Origin of the sequence: Luteolibacter pohnpeiensis (assembly GCF_016595435.1) — a bacterium.
GTDB lineage: Bacteria > Verrucomicrobiota > Verrucomicrobiia > Verrucomicrobiales > Akkermansiaceae > Luteolibacter > Luteolibacter pohnpeiensis.
Genome location: NZ_JAENIJ010000221.1, coordinates 1 through 374 on the forward strand (window position 1 = coordinate 1; position 374 = coordinate 374).

Sequence of the window (374 nt, forward strand, 5' to 3'; positions counted from 1 at the left end):
TCGAGGTCGGAGGCGACCATTTCGGCGCACATTTCCTCAACGGTGATTTCTGGAACCCAGCCGAGCTTTTCTTTGGCTTTGGTTGGGTCGCCGAGCAGGGTTTCGACTTCGGCGGGGCGGAAGTAGCGTGGGTCGACCCGGACGATAACGTCGCCCACTTTGACGCCGGGAGCTTTTTCCGCATCGGTCACGGCGGTGACGGTGGCGATTTCTTCGACTCCTTCGCCGCTGAACTCGATTTCAATGCCAGCTTCGTTGGCGGACATGCGGACGAATTCACGCACGGAGATTTGCTTGCCGGTGGCGATGACGAAATCGTCGGCGACTTCCTGCTGGAGCATCATCCATTGCATGCGGACGTAGTCTTTGGCGTG

The 374-nt window shown here is 58.8% G+C and carries 1 protein-coding gene; it reads right to left on the reverse strand.

What is annotated here, in order from left to right; translation table 11 throughout:
• Window positions 1-374 (reverse strand): GDP-mannose 4,6-dehydratase (locus JIN85_RS21035; protein WP_200274545.1); only part of this gene is annotated, 374 nt, incomplete at both ends.